Source organism: Azospirillum sp. INR13 (genome assembly GCF_015390205.1).
Lineage (GTDB): Bacteria > Pseudomonadota > Alphaproteobacteria > Azospirillales > Azospirillaceae > Azospirillum.
In genome coordinates this window covers 1-19,603 of record NZ_VUOI01000012.1, presented here as the reverse complement: position 1 = coordinate 19,603, position 19,603 = coordinate 1, and the positions used below count along the sequence as shown (strand labels likewise).

Genomic DNA, 19,603 nt, shown 5'->3' with positions numbered 1-19,603 from the left:
CTTCGTCCCCGCGGCGATGGACGGGCGGAGCCGCGTTCCGCAGCGGACTTCCCGGCCAAGATGACCGCGCGCGGGGTCAAGGTGTTCTACGGCGCCAAGCAGGCGCTGAAGGGCATCGACCTCGACATCCACGAGAACCGGGTGCTGGCGCTGATCGGCCCGTCCGGCTGCGGCAAGTCCACCTTCCTGCGTTGCCTGAACCGGATGAACGACACCGTCGAGGGCTGCCGGGTCGAGGGGCGGATCGCGCTGGACGGCGAGGACGTCTACGGCAGGACCGTGGATGCGGTGCAGCTGCGCGCCCGCGTCGGCATGGTGTTCCAGAAGCCGAACCCCTTCCCGAAGTCGATCTACGACAACATCGCCTATGGCCCGCGCATCCATGGACTGGCTTCCGGCCGGGACGAGCTGGACGATGTGGTGCAGACCTCGCTGAAGCGCGCCGGCCTGTGGGCCGAGGTGAAGGACCGCCTGCGCGAACCCGGCACCAGCCTGTCCGGCGGCCAGCAGCAGCGGCTGTGCATCGCCCGCGCCATCGCCGTCAGCCCCGAGGTGATCCTGATGGACGAGCCCTGCTCGGCGCTCGACCCCATCGCGACCGCCCACATCGAGGAGCTGATCGACGAGCTGCGGGCCAACTACACCATCGTCATCGTCACCCACAACATGCAGCAGGCCGCCCGCGTGTCGCAGCGCACCGCCTTCTTCCATCTGGGCGAGATGGTGGAGTGCGACGACACCGAGGAGATCTTCACCAACCCGCGCGACGAGCGCACCCAGGGCTACATCACCGGCCGCTACGGCTGAGCCCTGTCCCTAAAAGTCCTGCCTTATGCCTGCGCCCCTTCCCTCCTTTGTTGAAAAGGCTGTCCCATGCCGGTTAACGTCGAGACGCGCGCTGTGAACGGAGCCTCCATGAACGCGGCCCTGAAGCCGCTCGTCCTGGTCGTCGAGGACGAGGCCGACATCCTGACGCTGTTGAAGTACAACCTGGAAAAGGAAGGCTTCCGCGTAGCCACCGCCAGCGACGGCGAGGAGGCTCTGCTGGCCGCCGGCGAACAGACGCCGCACATCGTGCTGCTCGACTGGATGCTGCCGCTGATGAGCGGGCTGGAGGTCTGTCGCCAGCTGCGCCGCAATGCCAAGACCCGCGACATCCCGATCATCATGCTGACCGCCCGCGGCGAGGAGGGCGACCGGGTGCGCGGCCTGAATTCCGGCGCCGACGACTACATCACCAAGCCCTTCTCCCCGACCGAGCTGGTGGCCCGCATGCGCGCGGTGCTGCGCCGCGCCTCGCCCGGCATGACGGACGAGGTTCTGACCTTCGCCGACGTGACGATGGATCTGGCCGCCCACCGCGTACGCCGCAACGGCCGGGACGTACATCTGGGCCCGACGGAATTCCGCCTGCTGCGCCATTTCATGCAGCATCCCGGCCGCGTCTTCTCTCGCGAACAGCTGCTCGATCTGGTGTGGGGCCACGACGTGTACGTCGAGCCGCGTACGGTCGACGTACACATCCGCCGCCTGCGCAAGGCGATGAACGAAGAGGACGAGCTGGATCTGATCCGCACCGTACGGTCGGCGGGGTATGCGCTGGATACGAAGTCGGTGTGAGGATGCTGGCTTCGATTGCCCCCGCCTAACCTCCCCCGCTGGGCGGGGGAGGGACTGCCGCCACTCTCCCGCATCAGCACTTGTCCCCTCCTCCGCCCAGCGGGGGAGGGTTAGGGTGGGGGTAAGTCTGCAGCGGCACTGGTGAGATTGCCCCATGATCCTGCTCTTCACCGACTTCGGCCAATCCGGCCCCTACACCGGCCAGATGAAGGCGGTGCTGGTGCAACGGGCGCCCGCCGTTCCGGTCATCGACCTGTTCGCCGACGCTCCCGCCTTCGACCCGCAGCTCTCCGCCTATCTGCTGGCGGCCTACGCCCCGGCCTTCCCCGCCGGCAGCGTTTTCCTCTGCGTCGTCGATCCCGGCGTCGGCACCGACCGGCGGCCGGTGATGGTGGAGGCGGACGGGCGGTGGTTCGTCGGCCCCGACAACGGCCTGTTCGCCCTGATCGCCCGCCGCGCAACGTCGCTAAACGCCTGGACCATCGACTGGATTCCGGAGCGGCTGTCCGCCAGCTTCCATGGCCGCGACCTGTTCGCCCCTGTCGCCGCCGATTTGGCGACCGGCCGGCCGGTGCAGCGCAGCCCCCTCCCCCTCGCCGCCATCGACCGCCCCGACTGGCCGGACGAGTTGCCGCGCATCGTCTATGTCGATGTCTACGGCAACGCCATGACCGGCATGCGGGCATCCACCCTTCCCGCCGATGCCGTGTTGACCGCCGCCGGCACCCGCATCACCCGTGCCCGCACCTTCGGTGCCGTCGGACCGGGGGAGCCGCTGTGGTACGGGAACTCCAACGGGCTTGCCGAGATCGCCGTGAACCGCGGACGGGCGGACCATGCGCTTGGTCTCAAGGTCGGCGATGCGGTGACCGTAGAAGTCTGAAAAACTCCGGGCAAAAGAAAACCGCCCGGAAGCGGGTGCTTCCGGGCGGTTGCTGCTTGACCCGATGCTTGTCCGATCAGGCGTCTTTCAGGCTCAGTCGTTGTTGCGCTGACCCAGGAACTGCAGCAGGAACTGGAACAGGTTGATGAAGTCCAGGTACAGCGTCAGGGCGCCCATCAGGGCGAGCTTGCCGGTGCTCTCGTGATCGTAGCCCTCGGCGTAGCTTTCCTTGATCGACTGGGTGTCGTAGGCGGTCAGGCCGGTGAAGATCAGCACGCCGATGGCGGAGATCGCGAAGTGCAGGGCCGGCGACTGGAAGAAGATGTTCGCCAGCCCGGCGATGACCAGGCCGATGACGCCCATCATCAGGAACGAGCCCATCTTCGACAGGTCGGCCTTCGTGGTGTAGCCGTACAGGCTCATCGCCAGGAAGGTCGCGGCGGTGACGAAGAAGGTCAGCGCGATGGAGGCGCCGGTGAAGACCAGGAAGATCGCCGACATCGACAGGCCCATCGCGCCGCAATAGGCCCAGAAGACGAGCTGGGCGGATGCGAAGGACAGGCGCTGGATGCCGAAGGACAGCACCATGACGAACGCCAGCGGGGCCAGCATCACCACCCACTTCAGCGGAGTGCCGAAGATTGCCGCCATCATGGCCGGGCTGGACGACACGAGCGCGGCGACCAGGCCCGTCAGAATCAGGCCGGCGCCCATGTAGTTGTACACGCGCAGCATGTGCTGCCGCAGGCCTTCGTCGAAGTATCCCCGATCTGTCGCGCGGCCTGCGGTCGCGAAGCGGTTATAGGTCGGGTCTGCCATGTTGGTTTCCTCGGTGGAATAGGGTGATCCCGTCGGGATGACATATTGGCGAGTCCGCAAATCGGTTCAATAGGAATCGGCAGCGGTTCTCCAAGATGAAAAAGCTTTCACGTTTCGTTTTTGCTACCGCTTTCCGCCGCGGGAATCACTCGTTGCGAAGCAAAGGCGCGGACGGCTGGCCCAGTGCCCGCCAAGTACCATAGAACCCGAAAGCGAGAGTGATCGCCGTGCTGAGCAAGGCCGTGGTGACCACCGCCGACGGCAGGAAGCTCCACTCCCAATGCATCAGGAAGCGCAGCACCGCCCAGGCGGTCAGCGTGCCGATGCCGCCGGCGATGACCGCGGTCAGCAGGCCCAGCAACCCGTACTCCAGCAGGAAGGCGCGCAGCACGTCGCCGCGCGTCGCCCCCAGCACCTTCAGGACCACCGCGTCGTAGACCCGGCGGCGGTGGCCGGCGGCGACCGCGCCGGCCAGCACCAGCGTGCCGGCGGCCAGCGTGAGGCCGGCGACGATGCGCACCGCGGTGCCGATATGGCCCAGCATCTCCGACACCGTGTCCAGCGCGTCCTTGATCCGCACCATGGTGATGTTGGGGAAGCGCTGCAGCACGGCGCGCTGCACCTGCGTTTCGGCATCCGGCGTGGCGCGGACCGTGGCGACCCAGGTCTGCGGGGCGCCTTCCAGCGTGCCCGGGGCGAAGACCATGGTGAAATTGATCGCCATGCTGCTGAAATCGGCGGCGCGGACGTTGGCGACCGTGGCCTCGATGCCGCGGCCCAGGATGTTGATCGACAGCGTGGCGCCAGGGCCGATGCCGAAAGCCTCGGCGACGCTCTGGTGGATGGAGATCAGCGGCGGGCCGGCATAGTCGGCCGCCCACCAACTGCCGGCGGTGACGGTGGAATGCTTCGGCAGCGTCGCCGAATAGGTGATGCCGCGGTCGCCGGCCAGGATCCAGGCCTGCTCGGGGTTCACCAGCGCCTTTTCGGCCTCCTGTCCGTTCACCCGCTCGATCCGGCCGCGCAAGCTCGGCACCGCCTCGAAAGCGCTGGTACCGGGGATGGCGGTGACGAGATCGCGCAAGGGGTCGAACTGGTCGCGCTGGATGTCGACGAAGAAGAAGCTGGGAGCGTCCTGCGGGATCGTCTCCGACACCCGGCGGGAGAAGTTGCCCTGGATCAGCGCGATGGCGACCAGCACCGTCAGGCCGAGCCCGAGCGACAGCACCACTGCCGCCGTCGGGTTGCCCGGCCGGTGCAGGTTGGCGAGCGCCAGCCGCAATCCCGGACGACGGACACGGCCCACGCGTTTCGCGCCCCAGGTCACCAGGTCAGCCGCAGCGCGGAAGGCGATGAAGGTGGCGATGGAGCCGCCGACGAACCACAGGGCGAAGAGCTTGTTATGGGCGGTCAGCACCGCCAGTCCGGCCAGCGCAACCGCCGACGCGATCGTCGCCACCGTATAGGGCATGCGCGGCCGACCGGCGGCCGGGGCGATCACGTCGCGGAACAGGGCGCCGGCCGGCACCTCCCGCGCCCGGCCGAGCGGCCAGAGCGAGAAGGTCAGCGCCGTCAGCACGCCATAGAGCGCGGCCAGAGCCAGCGCCCCCGGATAGACGCCGATCTGGGCCGACACCGGCAGCACGCCGTCGAGCAGACGGCCCAGCGCCAGCGGCGCAACGGCACCCAGCGCCAGCCCGATGGCGATGCCCAGCAGGGCAAGCGCCAGGATCTGCGCCAGATAGAGCTGAAACACCAGGGCACCCGGCGCGCCGATGCACTTCATCATGGCGATGGTGCGGGCGCGCGAATCCAGATGGCTGCGCACCGCATTGCCCACCCCGACGCCGCCGACCAGCAGCGCGGTCAGCCCGACCAGCGTCAGGAACAGCGTCATGCGGTCGATGAAGCGCTCGATCTGCGGCGAGGCGTTGGTGTAGTCGCGCATCCGCCAGGGCGCGTCGGGGAAGCGGGTGCGCAAATCCTCCTGCCACGCCTTCAGGTCGGTTTCCGGCGGCAGCGCGACCTTGGCGCTCCACCAGGTGAGACTGCCGGGTTGCAGCAACCCGGTGCCCTGCAGCGACGGCAGCGCCACCATCAGGCGCGGCCCCAGCGAGAAGGCGTTGGAGGAGGCGCGGTCCGGCTCGCGGTCCAGCACGGCGGCGACGCGATAGGCACCCTCGCCGACATGGATGGTGTCGCCGGTCTTCACGCCCAGCCGGTCGACGAGACTCGCTTCGATCACCGCTCCCCAGCGGCCGTTCTTTTGCGCCAGCGCGTCCCGCAGGTCGCCGCCGCCCACCAGGGTGACGGTCCCGTAGAGCGGGTAGACGTCGTCGACCGCCTTCAACTCGACCAGCGAAGAGCGGACGTCGTCGTCGGCGCGCGCCATCGCCCGCATCTCGGCGGAGGTCGACACCCGGCCGCCGGCGGTCAACGCCGCCATCTGCTCGTCGGCCGGCGGGCTGTAGAGTTGCCGCAACGCGACGTCGCCGCCCAGGATCGAACGTCCGTCATTGGCCAGCCCGTCGAGCAGCCCGCTCGACACCGACTGCACCGCGGCGATGGCGGCGACGCCCAGCGCCAGGCAGGCGAGGAAGACCCAGAAGCCCTTCAGGCCGGTGCGCAGCTCCCGCCGGGCAAGGCGGAGGGCGAGGGTGAGGTTGGTCATTGCGTGACCCTCCCCCTGCGACTGTCCCCTCTCCCCCCTGGGGAGAGGGTTAGGGTGAGGGGGATGCATGGCGAGAAGTATGGTGATGAAAAGCACGTTGCGCGTCGAGCAACGCCACGCACTGCGTCCCCCTCACCCCGACCCTCTCCCCGCGTTCGGCGGACCTTTGGTCCGCCTGTCGCGTCAGCGCAAACGAAGTTTGCGCGTGAGCGGGGGGGAGAGGTGGAAACGGTCCCGAGAGTTGCGAACATCCCCCTCACTCCCCCGCCGCCTGCAGCCTTGCGCGCCGCGCCGCCTGCCCGTCGTCGGCGATGCGGCCGTCGGCCAGCCGGACCGTCCGGTCGCAGCGCGCGGCGAGGCTCGGGTCGTGGGTGATCAGCACCAGCGTCGTGCCGCGCCGCTCGGCCAGATCGAACAGAAGCTTCACGATGGTGGCGCCGGTGTCGATGTCGAGGTTGCCGGTCGGCTCGTCGGCCAGAAGCAGCGACGGCTCGGTCACGAAGGCGCGGGCGAGCGCCGTGCGCTGCTGCTCGCCACCCGAAAGCTGGCCGGGATAATGGTGGATGCGGTGACCCAGCCCCACCTGCTCCAACCCGATGCGGGCGCGGTCGAAGGCGTCGGCGATCCCGGCGAATTCCAGCGGGATGGCGACATTCTCCAGCGCCGTCATGGTCGGCACCAGATGGAAAGCCTGGAAGACGATCCCCACATGCTGGCGGCGGAAGCGCGCCAAGCCGTCCTCGTCCAGCCGGTTCAGCTCCTGCCCGGCGACGCGGACGGTGCCGCCGCTGGGGCGTTCCAGGCCGGCCATCACCATCATCATGGTCGACTTGCCGGAGCCGCTGGGGCCGACGACGCCGACCCGCTCCCCGGCGGCCACCTGAAGATTCACGCCCCGCAGGATGTTGACGGGCCCGGCACCGCTGTCCAATCTCAAGTGGACGTCGTCGAGTTCCACGATGGAATCATGGTGGGGTCGGGCGATGGAATTGGACGACGTTGCAGAGGATTGGACTTTGGACATGCGACTCTCGCACAAGCGGAACGGACCATCGCCATATGGCTCGACCCGCCGGGCTTTCAACATGGGTGCCATCGGCGCCGCGCTCGCCTTCGTTTTTGCGTCAGGGGTATCGATGACCGTTCCGACCCGCGCAGAGGCGGCGCAGCCGGTGAAGCTGCTGGCGCTGGGCGACAGCCTGACCGCCGGCTACGGCCTGCCGGAACCGCAGGGCTTCACCCGCCAGCTGGAAAAGGCGCTGGCCGACAAGGGATACAGCGTCACCGTCGTCAATGCCGGCGTGTCGGGCGACACCACAGCCGGCGGCCGGGCGCGGCTGGACTGGGCGCTGGCCGACAAGCCCGACGCCGCCATCGTCGAGCTGGGCGCCAACGACATGCTGCGCGGGCTCGATCCCGCACAGGCGAAGGACAACCTCGACGTCATCCTGAAGACGCTGAAGGATCGCAGGATTCCGACGCTGCTGGCCGGCATGTACGCCTCTCCCAGCCTGGGAAAGCCCTATACCGACAAGTTCAACGCCATCTATCCCGACCTTGCGAAGACTTATGATCTGCCGCTCTACCCCTTCTTCCTAGACGGGGTGGCGCTCGAACGGTCGCTGATCCAGCAGGATGGGCTGCATCCCAATGCCCAGGGTGTGGCGACGATCGTGGAGCGCATCCTGCCTTCCGTCACGGCCCTGCTCGACAGTCTGCCGCAAATCCAGAAGACTACCGAAAAACCCGGAGGCTGACCCATCATGACCGTTACCCTGGACAGCGACACCCGCTTTCACGCCGCCTGCGCCGCCGGGGCGGAGTGGGGACCGACGGTCAAGGCCTGCCTGGACAAGCTGGGGCCGGTCGCCGGCTGCAACCTCGGCTTCCTCTACCTGACCGACGGGCTGGCGGAGCATGCGACCAGCATCGTCACCCTGCTGCGCGGCGTTACCGGCATCCGCCATTGGGTCGGCACCGTGGGCATCGGCGTGATGGCGAACGGTGAGGCCCTGTTCGACGAGCCGGGGCTGGCGATCATGGCCGCCCGCCTGCCGGAGGACAGCTTCCGCCTGTTCCCCACCCTGACCGATGGGCTGGAGCCGATGCGCGGCAGTGCCGGCGGCTGGCTGGACAAGCATGGCGCGGCGCTGGCGCTGGTCCATGTCGATCCGCACCATGCCGACATGGCCGGGCTGGTGTCCCGCCTGTCGGAGGAGGCCGGCGTCTTCCTGGTCGGCGGCCTGACCGCTTCGCGCGGGGAGTTCCCGCAGATCGCAGCCGGGGCCGAGGATGCCGATCCGGTCACCGACGGCGGCGTGTCGGGTGTGCTGTTCGCGCCCAATCTGCCGGTCGCCACCGCCCTGACCCAGGGCTGCCGCCCCATCGGGCCTAACCGCACCGTCACCGCCAGCGACGACAACGTGATCCTGGAGATCGACGGCCGCCCGGCGCTGGACGTCTTCAAGGAGGACATCGGTCCGGAGCTTGCCGCCGACCTGCGGCAGGTGTCCGGGCTGATCTGCGCCGGGCTGCCCATCGTCGGATCCGACACCCAGGACTATCTGGTCCGCGACCTGATCGCCATCGACCCGCGCGCCGGCTGGATTTCCATCGCCGAACGGGTGACGACCGGCCAGCCGGTGATGTTCACCCGCCGCGATCATGATACCGCCGCCGCCGACATGCGCCGGATGCTGGACAACCTCAGGAAACGGGTGAAGGCGACGCCGAAGGGGGCGGTGTATGTCAGCTGCATCGCCCGCGGTCCCAGCCTGTTCGGCACCGCCGACGCCGAGCTGTCGATGATCCGCGAGACCTTCGGCGACATCCCGCTGACGGGTTTCTTCGCGTCGGGCGAAGTGTCGCACAACCGGCTCTATGGCTACACCGGCGTGTTGACGCTCTTTCTGTAAAGATCATTTCGAATAAGGAACGTTCCGGATGCAGTATCGTCCGCTCGGCCGAACCGGCCTGTCGGTCAGCGCCATCGGCCTGGGCACCATGACCTGGGGCCGCCAGAACACCGAGGCCGAAGGCCATGCCCAGATGGACGCGGCACTCGACCGCGGCATCAATTTCTGGGACACGGCGGAGATGTACGCGATCCCGCCCACCGCCGACACCTACGGCAAGACGGAGGAGGTGATCGGCAGCTGGTTCCGGTCGCGCGGCAAGCGCGACAAGGTGATCCTCGCCAGCAAGATCATCGGCGCGCCGGCCGGCGGCTTCGGCTGGGTGCGCGAGGGCAAGTCGCGGCTGGACCGCGCCAACCTCTTCGCGGCGGTGGAGGCCAGCCTGTCGCGGCTGAAGACCGACCACATCGACCTCTACCAGATCCACTGGCCCGACCGCGTCACCAACCGCTTCGGCGTCCGCACCTACCAGCACAAGCCGCAGCAGGACGGCGTGCCGATCGAGGAGACGCTGGCGGCGCTGGCCGAACTGGTGCAGGCCGGCAAGATCCGCCATATCGGTCTGTCGAACGAGAGCCCGTGGGGCGTGATGCGCTGGCTGCGCGCTGCCGAGGTCGCGGGCCTGCCGCGCGTCGCCTCGATCCAGAACGCCTACAACCTGCTGAACCGGACCTTCGAGAACGGGCTGTCGGAGGTGTCCCTGCGCGAGGATGTCGGGCTGCTTGCCTATTCGCCGCTGGCCGCCGGAACGCTGACCGGCAAGTATCTGAATGGCACCGTCCCGCCGGGCAGCCGCCGCGCGCTCGACCATCGGCCGTCGCGCTACGCCACCGTCAACGCGGATGCGGCGACGGAGGCCTATCTGGACATCGCCCGCCGCCATGGTCTGGCGCCCAACCAGATGGCCATCGCCTTTACGGTGCAGCAACCCTTCGTCACCTCGTCGCTGATCGGGGCGACGACGATGGAGACGCTGATCTCCAACATCGACTCCAGCGACCTGACCCTGTCGCCGGAGGTGATGGCGGAGATCGACGCCGTGCACAACCGCATGCCGGATCCGTGTCCGTAAAGCGCCGGCTGCGGTTGTCCCCCCCCTGACCCTCCCCCGCTCTCGGCCGACCGAAGGCCGGTCCGATCGCAGGGGAGGGAAATGGACCGTTTTCGGCGTTCAGCGGCAGTCCCTCCCCACCCAGTGGGGGAGGTTAGGTGGGGGTCTAACTCCGCGGATAAATTGAGGTGTCCCATGCTCCGCCTGTTCGTCGCCATCGACCTGACGGAGGAGGTACGCCAGCGGCTGGCGGGGCTGGCCGGCGGGGTGCCCGGTGCGCGCTGGACCGAGCCGGAAAACCTGCACCTCACCCTGCGCTTCATCGGCGAGGTGCCGGAGGATCAGGCGATGGACATCGACGCCGCGCTGGCCGAGATTCGCGCACCAGCCTTCCCGCTTACCCTCGACGGGGTCGGCGTGTACGGCAGCGCGCGCCGGGCGCGGGTTCTATGGGCGGGGGTGGAGCGCAGCGAGGCGCTGGCCCATCTGCAGGCAAAGGTCGAATCCGCTCTCGTCCGCTGCGGCCTGCCGGCGGAGGAGCGGAAATTCTCACCCCACGTCACGCTGGCCCGGCTGAAGGACGCGCCCGCCGACCGCATCGGCCGCTTCCTGTCCGACCGCGGCCTGTTCCGCGCCGGCCCGATGCCGGTGGAGCATGTCACGCTCTACCGCAGCCATCTCGGCAACGGCGGCGCGGTGTATGAGGCCTTGCGGGAATATCCGCTCGACGCCGCTTAGGCGAGGATTTCATCCCAGGGCTGGATGTCGGAGTCCGGTCCGATCACCCGATCCTTGCCGTCCTGCTTGGCGCGGTACATGCGCTGGTCGGCCAGTTCCACCAGGGATTCCCAATCGGCGGGGCGGTCGGTGGTCTGCTCGGCGATGCCGATGCTGGCGGTCTGCAGGCTGCCGTCCGGCCGCTTGCCGAACCCGGCGCGGCGCATCCGCTCCACCGCGATCATCGCACCGTCCAGCGGGGTGTCGGGCATGACGATCAGGAATTCCTCCCCGCCCCAGCGGACCAGCGCATCGGACTGGCGCAGCAGGCTGCGGATGGTGTTGGCGGCATGGCGCAGGACCCGATCACCCTCTTCATGTCCATAGCGGTCGTTGACCGCCTTGAAATCGTCCAGGTCGACGAAGATCGCCGTCAGCGGCTGCGATGTCCGCTCGGCATGGGCGACCTGGAGTTTCAGCAACTCCTCGCCGATGCGGCGGGAAAAGGCGCCGGTCAGCGCGTCGTGCGCCGCCTGCTCCAGCAGGGCGATCATGAAATGCAGCTGGCTGATCGCCGCCAGCGTCGCCACCACCGCGATCAGCGCCAGCAGCCAGAGCGCGCTGATGTAGGAGGGGAACGGCATCACCAGCGACCCATAGAAGCCGGCGGCCAGATGGGCGCCCAGCATCGGAGCGGCGAACAGGGCGCCTTCCAGCGCGGTCAGCGGAAAGACGCTGAGACCCGCCACCATCACGAAGGGCAGATAACCATAGCCGGCGCTGACGGCGATGCGCAGATCGTCGACGCCCTGGTTGTAGAGCAGCGGGTGCGAGATGGCGAAGAACAGCGTCGGGATCGCCAGCAGCGCCGTCAGCCGCCACCAGGCGCAGGTCATGTCGTCGCACGACCGGCGGTCGAAGGCGAGCGCCAGGAAGGCGGCGCTGGCGGTCAGGCGCAGGATGATCAGCCAGATCGCGAGCGACCATTCGAAGACCGTCACGTCGATGGCGATCCACAGCGGTGTCAGGATGCCGAAGATTAGCGCCACCATCCGCACGCGCGACTGGATCATCGCGGCGCGTCGCCGCTGCAGGATGGGGGTGTGGTTGGTCGGATGGATCAGCGTGGGCAGTTCGTCGCCCCGGACAAAGGCGTCGAACAGGGCAGCGAGGAGCCTGTCAACCCGCATGCAGCCGCCTGCCCCCGGCTTGAGCCGGGCATTTCGCCGAAGAGTTAGCCATGATGGGTGATTACACGCGCATGACCATCCCTTCAACGGCTTTTGCGTGGAAAGGGCCTTTCAGCCTTCGGAAAGCACGGAAAGTTCCGGCCATGCGACAAAAAGTAACGGGCGGCGCGTCACCGACACGCCGCCCGTTCACAACGCCCGTCCCGGAGAGCGGAAAGCCGCCTCGGTTCAGTCCTTCAGGTCTTCCCACAGCTCCTTCACCTTGGCGAAGAAGCCTTCCGACTGTGGATTCGACCCTTCCTTGGCGGCGCCCTCGAACTCGCGCAGCAGTTCCTGCTGGCGCTTGGTCAGGTTCACCGGGGTCTCCACCACCGCCTGGATGTACATGTCGCCGCGCTGGGCGCTGCGCAGCACCGACATGCCCTTGGCCTTGATGCGGAACTGGTGGCCGGACTGGGTGCCCGGCGGCACCGTCACCTTGGTGCGGGTGCCGTCGATGGTCGGAACCTCCACCGAACCGCCGAGCGCCGCCGTGGTCATCGGGATCGGCACCCGGCAGTGGATGTTGGCGCCGTCGCGCTGGAAGATCGGGTGCGGCCCGATCGCCAGGAAGATGTAGAGGTCGCCGGCCGGCGCCCCGCGCAAGCCCGCCTCCCCCTCGCCCGCCAGACGGATGCGGGTGCCGTCCTCGACGCCGGCGGGGATGTTGACCTGCAGGGTCTTTTCCTTGCGCAGCCGGCCGGAGCCGCCGCAGCTCTTGCAGGCGTCCTTGATGACCTTGCCGGCGCCATGGCAGCCGGGGCAGGTCCGCTCGATGGTGAAGAAGCCCTGCTGCGCCCGCACCTTGCCGTGGCCCTGGCAGGTCGGGCAGGTGATCGGCTGGGTCCCCGCCGCCGCACCGGAGCCGTTGCAGCCGTCGCACTGCACGGTGGTGGGCACGCGGATGGTGGTCTGGGTGCCCTTGAAGGCTTCCTCCAGCCCGATCTCCAGATTGTAGCGCAGGTCCTGACCGCGGCCGGACGCACCGCCGCCGCCGCGACGGCCGCCCATGAACTCGCCGAACATCTCGTCGAAGATGTCGGCGAAGCCGCCGCCGCCGCCGAAGTCGAAGTTGAAGCCGCCGGCCCCGGCGCCCGCGCCCGGACCACGGCCATTCTCGAAGGCCGCGTGGCCGAACCGGTCGTAGGCCGCGCGCTTCTGATCGTCCTTCAGGACGTCATACGCTTCGCTGATTTCCTTGAACTTCTGCTCGGCGTCCTTGTCACCCTGGTTGCGGTCCGGGTGGTACTGCATCGCCATCTTGCGATAAGCCTTTTTCAGCTCATCCGCGCTGGCGTTCTTCGCCACACCGAGCAGCTCGTAATAATCCTGTTTCGCCATGGGGGCCGACCGCCTTTGAGTCGTTCTGGTCCAAACTGTCCGCGTCGCGCCGGAACCTGAGCCCAGCATACCGAAGGCCCGCCGCCGGGGAAAGGCGGCGGGCCATCGATGCTCGCGTCAGATCCGTATCAAAAAGAAGCTGGCCTAAGATCAGGCCGACTTCTTCTTGTCGTCCTGGACCTCTTCGAAGTCGGCGTCGACGACGCCCGGCTCGTTCGGCTGGGCGCCCGGTGCCTCGCCGCCCGCCGCCGGGGCCTCGCCCTGGCCGGCCTTGTACATCGCCTCGCCCAGCTTCATCGAAACCTGGGCCAGCGCGTCGGTCTTGGCCTTGATGCCGTCGAGATCCTCGCTGTCCAGCACCGACTTCAGCTCGGCGACGGCAGCCTCCGCGGCGGTCTTGTCGGAGGCCGGGATCTTGTCGCCGTTCTCCTTGATGGTCCGCTCGGTGGTGTGGATCAGGGCGTCGGCATGGTTGCGGGCGTCGACCAGCTCGCGGCGCTTCTTGTCGTCGGCCGAATGAGCCTCCGCGTCCTTCACCATCTTCTGGATGTCGGCGTCCGACAGGCCGCCCGAGGCCTGGATGCGGATCTGCTGCTCCTTGCCGGTCGCCTTGTCCTTCGCCGTGACGCTGACGATGCCGTTGGCGTCGATGTCGAAGGTCACCTCGATCTGCGGCACGCCGCGCGGGGCCGGCGGGATGCCGACCAGATCGAACTGGCCCAGCATCTTGTTGTCGGCAGCCATCTCGCGCTCGCCCTGGAAGACGCGGATGGTGACGGCGTTCTGGTTGTCCTCGGCGGTCGAGAAGGTCTGGCTCTTCTTCGTCGGGACCGTGGTGTTGCGGTCGATCAGACGGGTGAAGACGCCGCCCAGCGTCTCGATGCCCAGGCTCAGCGGGGTGACGTCGAGCAGCAGGACGTCCTTGACCTCGCCCTTCAGCACGCCGCCCTGGATGGCGGCGCCGATGGCGACCACCTCGTCCGGGTTGACGCCGCGGTGCGGCTCACGGCCGAAGAACTGCTTCACCGCGTCGATGACCTTGGGCATGCGGGTCATGCCGCCGACCAGGATCACCTCGTCGATCTCGCTGGCCTTCAGGCCGGCATCCTTCAGGGCCGCCTTGCAGGGCTCGATCGTGCGCTGTACCAGCTCGTCCACCAGGGCTTCCAGCTTGGCGCGGGTCAGCTTGATGTTCAGGTGCTTCGGACCGGTCTGGTCGGCGGTGATGAAGGGCAGGTTGACTTCGGTCTGCGTGGTGGACGACAGCTCGATCTTCGCCTTTTCCGCAGCTTCCTTCAGGCGCTGCAGCGCGAGCTTGTCCTTGCGCAGGTCGATGCCCTGCTCCTTGTTGAATTCGTCGGCCAGATACTCGATGACCCGGCTGTCGAAGTCCTCGCCGCCCAGGAAGGTGTCGCCGTTGGTCGACTTCACCTCGAACACGCCGTCGCCGATCTCCAGCACGGAGATGTCGAAGGTGCCGCCGCCCAGGTCATAGACCGCGACGGTGCCGGTGCCCTTCTTCTCCATGCCGTAGGCCAGCGCGGCGGCCGTCGGCTCGTTGATGATGCGCAGCACGTCGAGGCCGGCGATCTTGCCGGCGTCCTTGGTGGCCTGGCGCTGGCTGTCGTTGAAGTAGGCCGGGACGGTGATGACCGCCTGCGTGACCTTCTCGCCCAGATAGTTCTCGGCGGTTTCCTTCATCTTGGTGAGGATGAAGGCGCTGATCTGGCTGGGGCTGTACTTCTTGCCGTGCGCCTCGACCCAGGCGTCGCCGTTGTCGCCGGAGATGATGCGGTAGGGAACCAGGCCCTGGTCCTTCTTCGTCAGCGGATCGTCGAAACGGCGGCCGATCAGACGCTTGATGGCGAAGAGGGTGTTTTCCGGATTGGTGACCGCCTGGCGCTTGGCGGGCTGGCCGATCAGCCGCTCGCCGCCCTGGCTGAAGGCGACCATGGACGGCGTGGTCCGCGCGCCCTCGGCGTTCTCGATCACCTTGGCGCTGCCGCCTTCCATCACGGCGACGCACGAGTTCGTGGTGCCGAGGTCGATACCAATCACTTTGCTCATGTTCAGCCTCTTTCGTTCGGCAGATGCGTGGCGGCCCGTCTGGTCCGGCACCGCCGCGATCCCCATTGGGTCGGTGAAACGTCGGTGGAGCGCTTGGGGGTCCGGTCCGCGGGGGAGCGATGCTTGAGAGCAAGGCCCCCGGGTCCGGCCCGTGCTGGCGGAGATATAGGCGGAGCCGTTTCGGGCTGCAACAGGGTGGCGCGCCTTTCGGTCTGCAAAAGCGGGGAAAAAACGCTGCAGTCTCGTCCTTCCCGCATGCGTTGCCGATCCGCGTCCCGCGGCAGTAGAATACCGGTGTATTCAAATCCGCGGAGGCGAATATCCCGATATTCACCGCATCTGATTCAACTCGTCACAAGTGTTACAAGTGAATAATAGTTCGGCTATGAACCGTCTTCTGAGGTTAACCTTTCATTAACAAGCAACGGCGTGCTAAGCTGCTTCAAATCAATTCGCGGTTGCTGTGTTTATTCATGGAACGGCAAATCTATTAGTGAAACCACAAAAGAAATATGCTATCTCCTTTGCGCTATAGGGTATGACCGCAAAGGGTCGGGCCGGCGGCGTCTGCGTCGCAGCCACCACAGCAGCGGTTCCATGCAAAGCTGGTCACACAGGTGTGAAAGGGAAGCGCGATGATGGACGAACGACGCGATGTGGCCCTGGCCATCAAGTCCTGCCTGGACAGCCTGATGAGCGACGCGACGCGTTGCGATCTGGACGACCTCGCGCGCTTCATCAGCCTCGCCGCCCTGGCCGCGGAAGAGGCGGCGGTCGCCCACGATCCGAAGTCGGTCCGCCTGAAGGCGCTGATGGCCACCGGCGCCGGCCACTGCTGACCGGTATCCCCGCTTTAGGCATACCGGCGTTTCGAGCGCGGCAGCCGTCAGGATCTACAGTATCTCCGCATTGCGGATGGCGTCGTCGATCCGGCCCAGCATTTCGGCGCAGGAGTCGTCGCCATCCATCAGGGCGGGCAGCGCGAAGCTGAACATCGCGACCGCGGCCACTGCTCCCCCAATGGTCCCTGCCGCTTCCGCGCGTTCCGCGCCGACCAGCCACAGGTAATGGGTCTCGGCCCGGCCGTCTTCTTCCGTCCGCATCATCGCCTGGGCGATCACAGCGCCGTCGGCACGGCTTTCCACCGTCCGGTCGCCGGCCCGCGGATCCTGCGGCCTGACGAAGCGAAGGGCCATCTCCCGCAAGGTGCCGGCCACGCCGCCGGACTCCGGCCGCGGCGTCACCCGGTCGGTCACCAGCCGCAGCACGCCGGCGGCCGGAGGCGGCGGCCGGAAGGTGCCGATGGGCTGGCCCTCATGCTCTTCCACATCGACCGCCCAGCCCGGCGGAAGGCGGAACCGCACCGTATCGGCCCAGCCGATGTCGGATCCCGGTCCATTCGTCACTTGTCCGTTCTGCATCTGGGGGCCTTGCGCCATCGCTCCCTCCCGGGTTTGCCGCGCACGCCGCAACGGCGCGCCAGGGCCGGCACCATAGGCGCCACGGGCCGTGCCGCCAATGCCCTATCGGAGCCCTTGGGCTTTGGGGAAATCCCCGGGGAAACGCCTCAGACCGTCATTCCGGGATCAGGAACTGCACGCCCAGCCAGCGCCAGCGGCCATCGGCGGTCGGCAGGGTGCAGTTGACGCGGGCGCGGCCCGGCGGGAAGGGGTCCTTGATGCGGACCTCCACCCGGTCCTCCGCGATGCGTTCCAGCGCGGTGCGGCCCTGGCCGGTGGCGAAGCAGGCCAGCTTCGAACTGTCCCCCACCCCGTCGGCGATGGTGAAGCCCAGCGGGGGCGGATTGACGGTCACCAGCGGGTCGTCGGGCGTCAGGTCGGACACGGGCAGCGGCAGGGCATTGGCCGCCAGTTCGAACCGGTCGACATTGCCGTAGGTCTCGTTCATGACGAAGCGCGGCAGGCTCCAGGGATCGGCCTGGGCGTGCAGCACGCCCGACTGCTGGCCGAAGGCGGCGGCGAAGCCCTGGTCCATCACCAGCTGCCGCACCGCCAGCGAATATTCCCCTTGCGGGTAGGAGAAGATCGTCGGCCGCCGTCCCAGCTCCGTCTGGAAGCGGTCGGACATCCGGCGCAGGTCGGCGGCCAATTGGTCCGGGCTGCGCGTCAGCATCGACTGTGTCGAGGTGCCGAGCGCGCCGATGGTGACGCCGGCCGCCGCCAGCTGCCGGATTTCGCCCCAGGTCATGTGGCTGGGAGAGCCGCGGTCGACCGCGTCGGTCGCGACGAACAGCGTGAAGGGCAGATTGGCCGCCTTCAGCCGCGGCCAGGCCTCGGTGAAGGCGGAGCGGCTGGCTTCGTCGATGGTGATGGCGACCGTGCGGTCGGGCAGCGGCTTCCCGGTGCGCAGGGCATCCAGGATCCTCGGCAGCGGCAGGACGCGGTAGTCGCCGTCCGTCAGCTCGTCCAGATGGGCTTCGAACTGGTCGATGCGGATGCTGATCGAGGGGTTCTGGTCCTCGCCGAAGCGGTCATAGGCGAAGACGACCGCGCTGGCGCCCGGCGGAGAAGCGGAGTCGGCCATGGCAGGCCGCGACGCCGGCACGAGCGCAGTCCAGACGGACAGCGCGGCGGCAGCGAGAACCTTGACGGCACGACGGAACGGCATGGCGCCCTGCGGAATAGGCTGGCCGGGACGACCTCCGCCCCGACGCAAAGGGTGTGCCATAGTCTCCGTCATGCGAACAAGCGCCGACCGCCACTTTCCCGCTGAGGGCAGCGATGCGGTGCGCGCGTGCAACAATGGAATGCCTGATCCGTAGCACACGCCCTGATACGGACGGCGTCGGGATGCTGCCCGGCCTGTGTCGGCCGCTCCTACATCAGCCGCCCGCCGGCGGCGGCGTCGGTCAACAGGGGGTAGCGCTCCGCATCCGGCAGCTGGTAATGCCACCATTCGGACGGGTAGTGCTCCCAGCCCGCGGCGACCATCACCCCCAGCAGCATGGCGCGGTTCCGCTGCTGCTCCGCGGTCAGGTCGCTGCGGCCATGGTGCGACCGTTCCGTCATCGCGTCGAACCCGGTGCCCATGTCCAGCGGCACGCCGGCGGCATCGGCGAGCGTCAGGTCGATCGCCACGCCGCGGGTGTGGTTGGAGCCCAGCCGGGGGTCGGCGATGTAGGTCGGATCGGAAAAGGCGTGCCAAAGCCGCCATTGCGCCTCTGCCGGGCGGAAGGCATCGTACACCCGCAACCGGCAGCCGATGCCGCGCGCCAGCCGGATGGCATCGGTTAGCCGGCGGGCCGCGTCGGGGTGCAGCAGGCACACCGCCGACCGGTAGATCGGCGCGCCCGACAGGTTGTCGGCGGTGGCGTAGAGAAGCTCCAGGTCGATGTCGAAGGCCGGAGGCGCGATTTCGGTCAGCATGGACAGGGCAATCGTCGGCGTATTGGGAAGAGGCACGACCTCTAGCATGGCGCCGGCGCCGCCTGCCATGGTCGCGGGTCTGCCATGCCCGGGCCGGCGGGTTGTGCGGGCCCATGCGGGATTGTGCCGGGCCGGCAATCCATGGTGAAGGCAGGCACGTATGAAGACGGACCGGCGTGGCGGCAAACCCGATACGGCGGCGGTTAAGGAAGGTGGGGCGATGAAGGTTCTGGGTCTGGATACGGCGACGTCCGGCTGTTCGGGCCGCGCTGTGGGAGGGAACTGTCGGCTTGGCGGGTGCCCGAGTGGCGCGCCACGCGTGACCGTGCGGCGCAGTGCCCCGATGGCGCGCGGGCAGGCGGAGGTGCTGGTGCCGCTGGCGCAGGAGGTGCTGGCGGATGCCGGCGCCGCGTTCGACGACCTCGACCGCATCGCCGTCACCGTCGGGCCGGGGGCCTTCACCGGGCTGCGCATCGCGCTGGCCGCCGCCCGCGGGATCGCCGTCGCACGCGATCTTCCGGTGGTCGGCATCACCAGCTTCGACGCCATCGCCCATGGCGTGCCGGAGGCCGAGCGCGCCGGGCGCCCCTTGCTGGTCGCCGTCGACAGCCGGCGGGCCGAGCCCTTCCTGCAGCTCTATGACGCCACGCTGGCGCCGGTGGGGAAGCCGGCGATGCCGGACCCGGCGGCGATCCCCGGCTGGCTCGATGCGCTGTGCCCGTCCGGACCGTTGCTGCTGGCCGGCGACGCGGCGGCGGCGCTGGTCCCGCTGCTGGCCGGTCGGTCCGGGCTGGAGGTGGCGGCGGGCGACGGGTTGCCGGATGCCGCGGTGGTGGCGGCGCTGGGGGCCGCCCGTCCAACCGGCCTGCCGGCCGAACCCTTCTATCTTCGTCCGCCGACGTCA

Annotated in this window: 18 protein-coding genes; 9 read left to right on the top strand and 9 right to left on the bottom strand. The window is 68.2% G+C overall.

The genetic code is table 11. The features are described 5' to 3' along the window. Positions 1 to 60: 60 nt before the first annotated feature. The 3 genes from pstB (at position 61) to F1643_RS11265 (ending at position 2,503) form a co-directional block, all read left to right on the top strand. Positions 61 to 807 carry a phosphate ABC transporter ATP-binding protein PstB gene (gene pstB, locus F1643_RS11275; protein WP_255542666.1) on the top strand — a complete coding sequence of 249 codons (747 nt, stop codon included), beginning with the start codon at positions 61 to 63 and terminating at the stop codon, positions 805 to 807. Between the two features lie 108 nt (positions 808 to 915). Next, positions 916 to 1,620 (top strand): phosphate regulon transcriptional regulator PhoB, encoded by a 705-nt coding sequence (phoB, locus tag F1643_RS11270; RefSeq protein WP_063635613.1) that lies wholly within the window; start codon positions 916 to 918, stop codon positions 1,618 to 1,620. Positions 1,621 to 1,774: 154 nt separating this feature from the next. Further along, complete coding sequence (locus F1643_RS11265; protein ID WP_194913270.1) at positions 1,775 to 2,503, top strand: S-adenosyl-l-methionine hydroxide adenosyltransferase family protein; 729 nt, start codon at positions 1,775 to 1,777, stop codon at positions 2,501 to 2,503. Positions 2,504 to 2,596: 93 nt separating this feature from the next. On the opposite strand, the gene F1643_RS11260 is transcribed toward F1643_RS11265, so the two are convergent. From F1643_RS11260 to F1643_RS11250, 3 genes are all read right to left on the bottom strand, one after another. Next, positions 2,597 to 3,322 carry a Bax inhibitor-1/YccA family protein gene (locus F1643_RS11260; RefSeq protein WP_194913269.1) on the bottom strand — a complete coding sequence of 242 codons (726 nt, stop codon included), beginning with the start codon at positions 3,320 to 3,322 and terminating at the stop codon, positions 2,597 to 2,599. A 145-nt stretch (positions 3,323 to 3,467) separates the two neighbouring features. Further along, positions 3,468 to 5,993, bottom strand: a complete 2,526-nt coding sequence (locus F1643_RS11255; RefSeq protein WP_194913267.1) for an ABC transporter permease — start codon at positions 5,991 to 5,993, stop codon at positions 3,468 to 3,470. 256 nt (positions 5,994 to 6,249) lie between these two features. Beyond that, positions 6,250 to 7,017, bottom strand: coding sequence for an ABC transporter ATP-binding protein (locus F1643_RS11250; protein ID WP_194913264.1), 768 nt, complete (start codon positions 7,015 to 7,017; stop codon positions 6,250 to 6,252). 112 nt (positions 7,018 to 7,129) lie between these two features. On the opposite strand from F1643_RS11250, the gene F1643_RS11245 reads away from it, so the two are divergent. The 4 genes from F1643_RS11245 (at position 7,130) to thpR (ending at position 10,697) form a co-directional block, all read left to right on the top strand. After that, positions 7,130 to 7,750 (top strand): arylesterase, encoded by a 621-nt coding sequence (locus tag F1643_RS11245; RefSeq protein WP_194913262.1) that lies wholly within the window; start codon positions 7,130 to 7,132, stop codon positions 7,748 to 7,750. A 6-nt stretch (positions 7,751 to 7,756) separates the two neighbouring features. Further along, positions 7,757 to 8,908 (top strand): FIST N-terminal domain-containing protein, encoded by a 1,152-nt coding sequence (locus tag F1643_RS11240; RefSeq protein ID WP_194913260.1) that lies wholly within the window; start codon positions 7,757 to 7,759, stop codon positions 8,906 to 8,908. A gap of 28 nt (positions 8,909 to 8,936) precedes the next feature. Next, a complete protein-coding gene (locus tag F1643_RS11235; RefSeq protein ID WP_194913258.1) occupies positions 8,937 to 9,980 on the top strand; it encodes an NADP(H)-dependent aldo-keto reductase in 1,044 nt (347 codons plus the stop codon). A 174-nt stretch (positions 9,981 to 10,154) separates the two neighbouring features. After that, positions 10,155 to 10,697, top strand: coding sequence for an RNA 2',3'-cyclic phosphodiesterase (gene thpR / locus F1643_RS11230; RefSeq protein ID WP_194913255.1), 543 nt, complete (start codon positions 10,155 to 10,157; stop codon positions 10,695 to 10,697). On the opposite strand, the gene F1643_RS11225 is transcribed toward thpR, so the two are convergent. The 3 genes from F1643_RS11225 to dnaK all read right to left on the bottom strand — a co-directional run bounded on the left by F1643_RS11225 (position 10,694) and on the right by dnaK (position 15,313). Further along, entirely contained in the window at positions 10,694 to 11,866 is a 1,173-nt protein-coding gene (locus tag F1643_RS11225) for a diguanylate cyclase (RefSeq protein ID WP_194913254.1), read from the bottom strand. The genes thpR and F1643_RS11225 overlap by 4 nt on opposite strands. Before the next feature lie 228 nt (positions 11,867 to 12,094). Next, positions 12,095 to 13,246 carry a molecular chaperone DnaJ gene (gene dnaJ / locus F1643_RS11220; protein ID WP_194913253.1) on the bottom strand — a complete coding sequence of 384 codons (1,152 nt, stop codon included), beginning with the start codon at positions 13,244 to 13,246 and terminating at the stop codon, positions 12,095 to 12,097. A gap of 150 nt (positions 13,247 to 13,396) precedes the next feature. Continuing rightward, a complete protein-coding gene (gene dnaK / locus F1643_RS11215; RefSeq protein ID WP_194913251.1) occupies positions 13,397 to 15,313 on the bottom strand; it encodes a molecular chaperone DnaK in 1,917 nt (638 codons plus the stop codon). A gap of 635 nt (positions 15,314 to 15,948) precedes the next feature. On the opposite strand from dnaK, the gene F1643_RS11210 reads away from it, so the two are divergent. Next, positions 15,949 to 16,152 carry a hypothetical protein gene (locus F1643_RS11210; RefSeq protein WP_014249133.1) on the top strand — a complete coding sequence of 68 codons (204 nt, stop codon included), beginning with the start codon at positions 15,949 to 15,951 and terminating at the stop codon, positions 16,150 to 16,152. Between the two features lie 54 nt (positions 16,153 to 16,206). Here F1643_RS11210 and F1643_RS11205 read toward each other — a convergent pair whose 3' ends face one another. The 3 genes from F1643_RS11205 to ddpX form a co-directional block, all read right to left on the bottom strand. Beyond that, entirely contained in the window at positions 16,207 to 16,752 is a 546-nt protein-coding gene (locus F1643_RS11205) for a hypothetical protein (RefSeq protein ID WP_255542655.1), read from the bottom strand. Between the two features lie 136 nt (positions 16,753 to 16,888). Next, complete coding sequence (locus F1643_RS11200) at positions 16,889 to 17,941, bottom strand: polysaccharide deacetylase family protein (RefSeq protein ID WP_194913249.1); 1,053 nt, start codon at positions 17,939 to 17,941, stop codon at positions 16,889 to 16,891. A gap of 209 nt (positions 17,942 to 18,150) precedes the next feature. Beyond that, entirely contained in the window at positions 18,151 to 18,699 is a 549-nt protein-coding gene (gene ddpX, locus F1643_RS11195; protein WP_194913246.1) for a D-alanyl-D-alanine dipeptidase, read from the bottom strand. Between the two features lie 160 nt (positions 18,700 to 18,859). On the opposite strand from ddpX, the gene tsaB reads away from it, so the two are divergent. Next, positions 18,860 to 19,603 (top strand): tRNA (adenosine(37)-N6)-threonylcarbamoyltransferase complex dimerization subunit type 1 TsaB (gene tsaB / locus F1643_RS11190; protein WP_370540563.1); only part of this gene is annotated, 744 nt, incomplete at its 3' end.

Bases quoted from the DNA above. Each gene is read 5' to 3' on its own strand.
- F1643_RS11260 (WP_194913269.1), bottom strand. From the start codon at position 3,322: ATGGCAGACCCGACCTATAACCGCTTCGCGACCGCAGGCCGCGCGACA.
- F1643_RS11245 (WP_194913262.1), top strand. From the start codon at position 7,130: ATGACCGTTCCGACCCGCGCAGAGGCGGCGCAGCCGGTGAAGCTGCTG.
- F1643_RS11255 (WP_194913267.1), bottom strand. From the start codon at position 5,993: ATGACCAACCTCACCCTCGCCCTCCGCCTTGCCCGGCGGGAGCTGCGC.
- F1643_RS11210 (WP_014249133.1), top strand. From the start codon at position 15,949: ATGATGGACGAACGACGCGATGTGGCCCTGGCCATCAAGTCCTGCCTG.
- F1643_RS11200 (WP_194913249.1), bottom strand. From the start codon at position 17,941: ATGCCGTTCCGTCGTGCCGTCAAGGTTCTCGCTGCCGCCGCGCTGTCC.
- F1643_RS11225 (WP_194913254.1), bottom strand. From the start codon at position 11,866: ATGCGGGTTGACAGGCTCCTCGCTGCCCTGTTCGACGCCTTTGTCCGG.
- dnaK (WP_194913251.1), bottom strand. From the start codon at position 15,313: ATGAGCAAAGTGATTGGTATCGACCTCGGCACCACGAACTCGTGCGTC.
- ddpX (WP_194913246.1), bottom strand. From the start codon at position 18,699: ATGCTGACCGAAATCGCGCCTCCGGCCTTCGACATCGACCTGGAGCTT.
- pstB (WP_255542666.1), top strand. From the start codon at position 61: ATGACCGCGCGCGGGGTCAAGGTGTTCTACGGCGCCAAGCAGGCGCTG.
- phoB (WP_063635613.1), top strand. From the start codon at position 916: ATGAACGCGGCCCTGAAGCCGCTCGTCCTGGTCGTCGAGGACGAGGCC.
- F1643_RS11205 (WP_255542655.1), bottom strand. From the start codon at position 16,752: ATGGCGCAAGGCCCCCAGATGCAGAACGGACAAGTGACGAATGGACCG.
- F1643_RS11235 (WP_194913258.1), top strand. From the start codon at position 8,937: ATGCAGTATCGTCCGCTCGGCCGAACCGGCCTGTCGGTCAGCGCCATC.
- thpR (WP_194913255.1), top strand. From the start codon at position 10,155: ATGCTCCGCCTGTTCGTCGCCATCGACCTGACGGAGGAGGTACGCCAG.
- dnaJ (WP_194913253.1), bottom strand. From the start codon at position 13,246: ATGGCGAAACAGGATTATTACGAGCTGCTCGGTGTGGCGAAGAACGCC.
- F1643_RS11240 (WP_194913260.1), top strand. From the start codon at position 7,757: ATGACCGTTACCCTGGACAGCGACACCCGCTTTCACGCCGCCTGCGCC.
- F1643_RS11250 (WP_194913264.1), bottom strand. From the start codon at position 7,017: ATGTCCAAAGTCCAATCCTCTGCAACGTCGTCCAATTCCATCGCCCGA.
- F1643_RS11265 (WP_194913270.1), top strand. From the start codon at position 1,775: ATGATCCTGCTCTTCACCGACTTCGGCCAATCCGGCCCCTACACCGGC.